The organism is Dysgonomonas termitidis, assembly GCF_042654545.1.
Classification (GTDB): domain Bacteria; phylum Bacteroidota; class Bacteroidia; order Bacteroidales; family Dysgonomonadaceae; genus Dysgonomonas; species Dysgonomonas termitidis.
The window spans coordinates 59200-67349 of sequence record NZ_JBHSGN010000128.1; the positions used below are offsets into that span (position 1 = coordinate 59200).

The 8150-nt window shown below is 34.4% G+C and carries 7 protein-coding genes; all 7 read right to left on the reverse strand.

Annotated features, from left to right (window positions below; genetic code table 11):
* Nucleotides 1-73: 73 nt before the first annotated feature.
* A complete protein-coding gene (locus ACFO6W_RS21655; RefSeq protein ID WP_380000379.1) occupies nucleotides 74-1516 on the reverse strand; it encodes a DNA primase family protein in 1443 nt (480 codons plus the stop codon).
* Entirely contained in the window at nucleotides 1513-1794 is a 282-nt protein-coding gene (locus tag ACFO6W_RS21660; protein WP_380000381.1) for a hypothetical protein, read from the reverse strand. The genes ACFO6W_RS21655 and ACFO6W_RS21660 overlap by 4 nt, the downstream gene beginning before the upstream one ends.
* A gap of 3 nt (nucleotides 1795-1797) precedes the next feature.
* Nucleotides 1798-2091: a helix-turn-helix domain-containing protein gene (locus tag ACFO6W_RS21665; protein ID WP_380000383.1), complete on the reverse strand. Its 294-nt coding sequence runs from the start codon at nucleotides 2089-2091 to the stop codon at nucleotides 1798-1800.
* A 241-nt stretch (nucleotides 2092-2332) separates the two neighbouring features.
* Complete coding sequence (locus ACFO6W_RS21670) at nucleotides 2333-4351, reverse strand: hypothetical protein (protein WP_380000386.1); 2019 nt, start codon at nucleotides 4349-4351, stop codon at nucleotides 2333-2335.
* Nucleotides 4352-4353: 2 nt separating this feature from the next.
* The gene (locus tag ACFO6W_RS21675) at nucleotides 4354-5733 is read right to left on the reverse strand and encodes a site-specific integrase (protein ID WP_380000389.1); all 1380 of its coding nucleotides are present in this window, start codon (nucleotides 5731-5733) and stop codon (nucleotides 4354-4356) included.
* A gap of 167 nt (nucleotides 5734-5900) precedes the next feature.
* A complete protein-coding gene (locus ACFO6W_RS21680) occupies nucleotides 5901-7544 on the reverse strand; it encodes a recombinase family protein (RefSeq protein ID WP_380000391.1) in 1644 nt (547 codons plus the stop codon).
* On the reverse strand, nucleotides 7537-7713 hold the full coding sequence (locus tag ACFO6W_RS21685; protein WP_380000393.1) for a hypothetical protein: 177 nt from the start codon (nucleotides 7711-7713) through the stop codon (nucleotides 7537-7539). The genes ACFO6W_RS21680 and ACFO6W_RS21685 overlap by 8 nt, the downstream gene beginning before the upstream one ends.
* Nucleotides 7714-8150: the final 437 nt, after the last annotated feature.

An 8150-nucleotide genomic window follows, 5' to 3' on the forward strand; every position in this document is an offset into this window, starting at 1 on the left:
ACGTGCGTCACATGTATCACACATTAGGCTTATCCTGTGACGTTCGTGACATTCGTGACGATGAAAACAAACTTTATTTTTTTGCATAAACTATTATTCCGTTTCTTGTTTTTTCGGTCGTAAAACCCAACATCTTTATCCTTTCCGATACACTCCTTATACTACAGACCTTATATCCATTCTCTACGGCGTACATTTTATAGCCGTCGTATATCGTTTTCAATAATACATTCGGGTTTCCATTGGTCTGGGTATAGTTTTCTTCATCAATGAACATAGCCACGTTATCCGATTCTTTACGGTAAGTATCGATTTGGTCTTTAACCAATGCCGATTGCGTAAATTTCTTCTGTTGCAGTATGCGCTCCAATCCGTCCAGTATCCAGTTGAAAACCCCGCTTAACTCTGTATCTATAATCTTTTTTGCCAGTTCCGGGTCTTGTTCATGTTCGGGTATGGTTTCCGAAAATGGGATAATAATGAAGCGCCTGAAAAAAGCGTTCGTTTGTTCCACTTCTTTAGGCAGTTCGTTGCAGTTAAACATCAGCTTCCCATACTCCCGCATTATAAAAGGCTTTCCATATATCTGTCTTGCCTCGACAGGTTCACCGGACACTAATTGTTTAAATATGGACGCTTCGAGCTTTCCGTTTATCTCACTCGCATAATTAAGCAACTTGTTCGATAGCTCGGCTCTTTGGTAACTGTCATACTTCGTCAGGTTCTGTAATGAATATGAACAAATATTCTCGTCTCCCAATATTGCGTTAACGATTTCGAAGAATACGCTTTTTCCGTTTGCCCCGCTGCCATAGAGGATTAAAGCCTTCTCCAGTTTCAGGCTGTTCACAAAGATGTATCCCAGATATTCAGCCAGTACCTTTCTGCAATCCTCGTCTTTCAATACACGGTTGAGGTATTTATCAAAAAGAGGGCATTCCGCATTGGCGTCATATTCAAAAGGTAATTGGTATTTCAAAAAGTCTTTCCTGTCCGGTTCTCTCAACACCTGCCGTTTGTCGGTTATTTCAAACGTGCCGTTAAGCAGGTTAACCAATACTGTGCGCTTAATTTCGAGTGTAGGCAGATTGGAAACCGAAAGGAATTGTTTGTATAGTTCATCCCTAAACAGATGGTATTTAGCTTCCAGTTCCGGCACACCCATTTTCATGGCAGCTTCCGCGAGGAACGGCTTAAAATCATCTGCGCTTATTGCCTGCCAGTATTTGGAGTTAAACACATAGATAAAGCCGTCCTTAGTACATAGCCCCCACTTGTTGGCTACCGCTATATCCAGTATATTGTCTATAGCAATAACAACATATAGTTTCCGTGATATTTTCTCGTCTGTGTCCAATCCGGCTTTTTCCCGGAAGTCAACCCGTTTTATCTGGTTCAGCAAACCGGACAGCACGCTTTGACAGGGCTTGCCTTTATTCGTTACTTTGCGTTGTTCGTTTGCTGACAAGACCAGATTTGAGATATGGGCTCTCAGGCCGTCTATTGTACCTGTCATCCCGTGCCTCCTTTCTTTATATATCCGTCATTCATGGCTGACAGGTATAGTCTGTATCCATAAGCTGCATCCCGACACTTCAGTATGAAAATAACCTTATCTATATAACCGGAAAGACAAAGACTGTCTGTCCGGATGGAGATGTATTTGCCTGATAAAAGTAATCGCCTAGCCTGTCGGATAACCGGGGAAATACGATTACCTTTGTTTTGATAATAAAGCCTTTGCCCCGTCGGAACGGGGCTTTTTGGCTTTAATTGAGTTGACTTCGTTTTCATAGCTTATCTTTCCAAAATTTTTTTTACATCACTCATTCGGTAACGGCGTTTACCTCCTATCTCTATAGGTATAAGATAGCTCTGCTTACGCCAACGCCACAGTGTGCTTTTATCCACATTAAGGATTTTTGCTACTTGTTCAATGCTCGGATAAGTTTCCGTATTAGCATCGGTGATTTGCTGCTCTAATTCCCTGCGGGTTTTATTTACGCAATAGTCGATTGCTTCGATTAGTTGTCCGGCATTGATGGTGATGTTCAGGCTTGTATTGTCATTTAATAAATCATATAAATTCATTTAATTAAAATTTACAATTTTGTCAGCGTTCTGGGGGTACTAATCCCGCCCACCTCGAAAGGTTAAGTACATTTCTTTCGTTTTTGACAATGTAAAATTATGGAGACAATACACAGCAAAGCAATCTTTTGCACTCCTCTATACTCTCTGACAACTAATGAGGAATAAAAACAACTAGATACAAAAAAAGGTGCAATGATTTACATTGCACCTTTTTTTTCTATAATTATCTATTAAATAGTTATTTAACAGCTTGCAGTATATCTTTTGTCGGTTTTATGTCTATTTCGGATAGTCCATTATTATTTGAGTTTAAAAATTTGTTCAATCCTGAATCTGTACCGGAAAAACTAAATTCCTTTCGCATTGTGTCGTAAAGGTTATTTTTACTACCATAGATAAGATATGATAAATCTGTTAAGGCTTTTATCGTAATTGCTACAGTTTTACATGTTTTACCGTCTAATAATTCATGTAACTTTTTCATTAAAGCATTTTTATTTTCATGATGTAAATAATCAGCGAAATTTTGTTGAGGCTTACCAATATCGTATTTAGTTTGTTCTGGCTTTGTTTGCAGTGCTTCATCTCTTTGATCTGGTTCAACCTGTTTTTGAGCTTTATTTAACTCTAATGCAAATTGCTTTTGAGTTTCAGTATTTGGGAACATATACCGATCCAAAAGCATTATCATAAAAACAGTATGGTTGTCGATAAATAATTTTAGACATTCAACAAATATAGTCGGGGTTTTTAATATTTGGCGTTTTGTATGGTATTTTTCGAAAAAATAACTTATACATTCATCCGGCTTTTCTTCGTGATGTTGTTCTATTCTCCGCAAATCATTTATAATCTGTATAGGTGTATATTGACTATAAATATTCTTGTTTGGAGGATAATCTCTGGGCGTATGTCTGATTGCAAAATAAATAGTTCTCAATCTGGTATTTTTTATAATTTCGCTTTCTTTAGTATATTCATCTATCGCAAGTGGGTTTGAAAGGCTATTTACATACTCAAAATAATTCCGCACATATTCTTTTATCTGGTTTACTTCCACATCCGAAACAAACTCAAATATGGCTTCCGACTGTTTTACCCACTGTTCTTCTTTGGTTTTGTATTGGTCATAGAATTCACGTTCCAAATCACGCTTGAATACATCGGCATCGTTTTTATGTTCGGTTTTGTATTTGTTCAATCTGGCTTGTAAGTAGCTGGAATAGATTGCTTGCGTATTGGTTCCCCAATGTTTTATCAGCCATGCGACAAAACCGCAGGCTAAGACAGGCAATTTTTTTTCCTCTTCCTTTTTAAGTAAATGAATATGGCAATCTTTGTCCATTTCACAAAATCTATACAAACAGGTATTATCGAAATCCTGAAACTGTCCCGATTTACCATTTACCCAATTATTACTAATCGTACCGGATTTAATAAAATCAATGAATTGCTTTTCTTCTTTTTCATTTTCTATTTGAATACACTTGTCAAGCCAATTAAAATATTCATTCATACATTGGTTCAGTTTCCTATTATCGTTAAAATCGAAAAATTCGGAAATAGTTGCTTTGTCCCATTTGGTTTGCTCTACAATTTTAAACTCGTTTAAAAGTTGCAACTTTATTTGTTTATCTATTTTATTTTTATAGGGATAATTGTCCTTTCGCCATTGTTCAACACGTTTTCGGTATTCATTTTCGGTATATTCTTCATATAGTTTAGATAAATCCTTTCCCCAATTTTCCAAAACGTATTCCCCAAAGCCGGATACAATAATTTCGTTATTTTGAGGATGGTAATATATTCCATCACTTCTTTCAGGCGTTTGTACAAATCTCAATCCTTTCCCATCCTTTCCCCTGTCCGGATTCATCAGCTTCATGTAGCAACCACTCCATGAATCATAGTCGAAAGGTATAAAATACCCTGTTTTACCATTTTCCCATACACGTTCGGGTGTATAGGTATCATTTACATCATCTGGAGTTTTATACATCCGGCTATCATTATTCGCCCGCAATTGAAAGACATCTTCAATTTCATCTTCTTCTTTGTTGAAGTTATAAAATAGGTTTTTATAACAATATATTGGTTTGACAAGATTAAGAGAGTTAAGAGGATTGATAGAGTTGATCCAATCAACAGGGTTACTTACGTTTTTTAATATCCGGTTAGAAATTTCTTCAAGTTTCTCTTTGGGTAAGTCTTTCAAAGGAATACGGTTATTCTGGTTTGTATTATCATTCTTTTCCATAATCATTCCAACATTTTTACAAGTTCGTTTTTCATTTCTTCGTCAATATCCCTATATCGGGCAAAAGCTTTACTACCCTCTTTATGTCCGGATAACGCTCCTACTAAGTTTGGGTCTTTTACTTGCTTGTAAAGATTTCCGACAAATGCACGTCTTGCAAGATGTGATGAGGCTACTTTATTAATAGGACGTTTTTCTTCTTCCCGTGTGGTTGGATTAATAATAGTCACAATCCTTGTGATATCCGCTAAAGTAAAAATCTTTTTAATAGCCTTATTATACTTTTGTTCACTGATAAATGGTAGTATTCTACCTTCCGGATCATTGCCATTATAGCGGTTTAGTATCTCTTTAGCTGTTTCTGTTAGAGGAACTCGTACGGGTATAGGTCTTTCGTCCTTGGTCTTTCTTGGAACATACTCAATAGCTCCACGAATGATATGCTCGTTTTTCATTCGGTACAAATCTGATACCCGGCAACCAATTAGACATTGAAAAACAAAAATATCCCGTTGTATAGCTAATTGTGGTTGATGTGATAAATCCGTATTATAGATTGTATTTCTTTCGTCAATGGTAATGTAATAAGGAGTACCGAATACATCAGGTTTACTTTCATAGTTTTTAAATGGTTTATTCGTCATTTTATTGTTGTCATAACACCAATTAAAAAAAGCCCGGAGTTTATTAAACAAAGCATTAATTGTGTTTTGTCCACGAGGTTGAGGTTTTACGGTTTTTCTGTTTGTTCCGACAATAGCCGGAAACTTATCATACAGAGATTGAAATTTGTCATACAAAGTATGTTCATTTCGCAAGAAACTTTCAAAATCTTCTATCGTATCAGAAGTAATGTTATCGAGTTCTAATTTATATGCTCGTTTTTCTTTTATTCCGACTAACATTTCATAACGTTGTAATGCCCGGCACAATACCATGTAGTTTTTTTCCCGGACATCGGATAATTTTCGTTTTTGAAGAAATTCATCAAACGCATCAAAGAACGAAAGCTTTGTATTTAATTCTGTGTTTGTAATAATATATTTTTCTGGGAAATTGAACTTGTCAATGATAAACTTTAACCAATCAGGTTCAATGCTATTCTTATCTGCATTATTGAAGGTTGTTTGTATAATAGATATAAGAGTATTCAGTTTCTCGCTATGAGAAGTAAGGTAGGTTTTAATTTGTTTATTTTCTTCATTCATTAACCGGAAGTTGGGAATGATGATTTGTTGGGCTTTATCATCCCAATATTCGGCGGGGATAAAAAGATTTGTTTTCCCTCGTTGGTTTATACGCCCGTGTGAAAACCGGATTAAAATTTCTTGTTGTTTGTTTGAATCTGCTTTTGTAGAAAGAGAAAGATAAATTGTTGCCATAGTGATTATTATTTAAATGCAATACAAATATATAATGATTATTTATTTTTGGCGACTTTTTGGCGAGATAAATTCAATTAAATGCAAATTAATGAAATTCTGTGCAACTATTTCTTTATATGTAATTTGTTTATTTTCATCGTTTTATTGTTTATTTAAGGCTATTGTTATAGGAATGCAAAAAGGGTAATATTGTATTGTTTTACTCCCGCTCCGAGTACATAAGGGGACTTAACAGATTTTTCGCTGTTAAGTCCCTTTTCTTTTCCCAAGTAATTCGCTGTATTATTGTGTTTTACATTAAAGAAGTTGTTGATTGAAAGAGGTTCAATATGGTTATTTTCTTTGTTATATATAATTCCTTCAGGAAATATTAGATTTTGTAATCGTTGTTTGTCTCCTAATTCTATTTCTTCCCACATTTTCAATGGGTTATATATCATGTTAATAGCATATTTTAAGTAAGTATTGAGGTTCAATATGGAATTTTCATGTTTGTCAATTTCGTTTTCAATCTCTACTATTTTCTTTTCAGTATCTTCTATATTGTTCCACAAAATATCTTTCTTTTTGGGATGTATTTCAAGTGCCCAATTATTTTCCATTGTCTTTAATTGGGCTCTCAGTTTGGACACTTGTGTTTTCATCTGTTGAGCACTTGATTTATCTTGTTTTGTCAAATTATTAAATAGTTTATGTAACTGTTTTTCAAATACATCTTTTGATATATTATTAATTGAAAAATTAGATAAATAACTGTTGAATACTTCGTGTACTTTTATAACTTGATTATTGAATTTACATCCTTTCCGAGAACAAACATAATAATATACTTCCCTATTATATTTTCTCTTCATTTTGGTAGATATGGATGCAGTAACATTGAAACCACAGCAAGGACATTTTAAAGTACCTAAGAGTGTTGCCCATTGTTTTTCTTTCTTCTGTTCATATCCACCTTTATACCTTAGATTAAGCATCTCATTCGCCTTTAAAAACGTTTCTTCTGATATGATAAGAGGATGATTACCATCAACCACTTCACCATTTAAGAAGTTATGTATCATCTTTCCACAATAGAATGGATTTTTCAATACTTCTGATAGCTTTTGCTTTGTGATATGATAGCCCAGTTTATCTAAACGTTGGATTATCTCTTGGTTGGTTAATTTTTCGTCTGCTTTCCAATGAAAGGCTTTTTTTATGAATTTACCTTCTTCATTAATCGTAATTGTCTGCTGCTTTTTTGTCGTTTTTTGGTCATATCCTCTTGGAGCTTTACCAATCCAACGCCCTTCTAAAAGTCTTGCTCTACCTAAATCTTTTGTTTGCTGGCTTTTCATTTCATTATCAAAAGCTGCATTCGCCAATTCAATACGTTGGTTGAACTTTCCTGATGGTGTCTTTGGATTGTAGTTACTTGTTGCCGACAATACAATTACACCCATGTTTTCAAGGTCTTCAAGAACAACAGTACTACCTGTGCGACTAAATCGAGAAGTAGACCATACAATGGCATATTTTATATTTAACTTTTTGTTTCTTTTTATAAAGGTCAACATTCTGTTAAATTCTTTTCTTTCTTTATCTGTTTTAGCACTTTCAAAAACACCACCAAAAGGTTCCGTTATAATATTTAGATTATATCTTTCTGCATACCTTTTACAGGATTCAAGTTGATGTCCAAGACTTTGGTTATCTTCTTGTTCTTTCGTTGATACACGATTATAAATAACAGCATTTCCTGGTGTTATATCTGATGTGCTTGCACTATCTCCTTTCGCAAAACTTTTAAACAATTCTTTATTCATAATTAATACTTCTTACTTCTTTATTTTTATAGGCATTGTATGCCATTGATGACAACATGAATACTGTGTCTATAATTTCTGTTGCTTCTTCTTCTGTTATATTCTCATATCCCTCAATTTTTTGTAATTCTTGATATGTGAGTTTTGTTTCTTCATCATTTTCGCACATTGGTAATTCGATTTACCATAGTGGCATAAACCACCTTATTTTTCGGCTTGTATGTGTACGTGCTACAAGCAAGCATTATGATTTACCATAGACAAAACGCCTCAAAGTGCGTTCTAAATCAGTCTACATTCTTGGATAAATCCCTTATATATCATTACATACATTTTCTTTTAAATCATTATTCTTATCATTACCAATACCTAACACAAATAAAAAAAACAGCAATACAAATCCCCATCCAACGTTTCCATTGAGGGCAGATTATTCATAATGCTGTTTTTTTGATTATATTAACAAATATACCTTTTTTGTTTTTCATTCCCAAATGGATTTTCAAATTTTTGTGAAAATTTTTTCTGGAATTTTTTAAAAGCCTATTGGAAAATCCAGTGAGCGTTGCCCCCTCGTGCCAAATCTAAATTGACCCCTGAAAAAAC

Bases quoted from the DNA above. Each gene is read 5' to 3' on its own strand.
- ACFO6W_RS21655 (WP_380000379.1), bottom strand. From the start codon at position 1,516: ATGACAGGTACAATAGACGGCCTGAGAGCCCATATCTCAAATCTGGTC.
- ACFO6W_RS21660 (WP_380000381.1), bottom strand. From the start codon at position 1,794: ATGAAAACGAAGTCAACTCAATTAAAGCCAAAAAGCCCCGTTCCGACG.
- ACFO6W_RS21685 (WP_380000393.1), bottom strand. From the start codon at position 7,713: ATGTGCGAAAATGATGAAGAAACAAAACTCACATATCAAGAATTACAA.
- ACFO6W_RS21675 (WP_380000389.1), bottom strand. From the start codon at position 5,733: ATGGCAACAATTTATCTTTCTCTTTCTACAAAAGCAGATTCAAACAAA.
- ACFO6W_RS21670 (WP_380000386.1), bottom strand. From the start codon at position 4,351: ATGGAAAAGAATGATAATACAAACCAGAATAACCGTATTCCTTTGAAA.
- ACFO6W_RS21680 (WP_380000391.1), bottom strand. From the start codon at position 7,544: ATGAATAAAGAATTGTTTAAAAGTTTTGCGAAAGGAGATAGTGCAAGC.
- ACFO6W_RS21665 (WP_380000383.1), bottom strand. From the start codon at position 2,091: ATGAATTTATATGATTTATTAAATGACAATACAAGCCTGAACATCACC.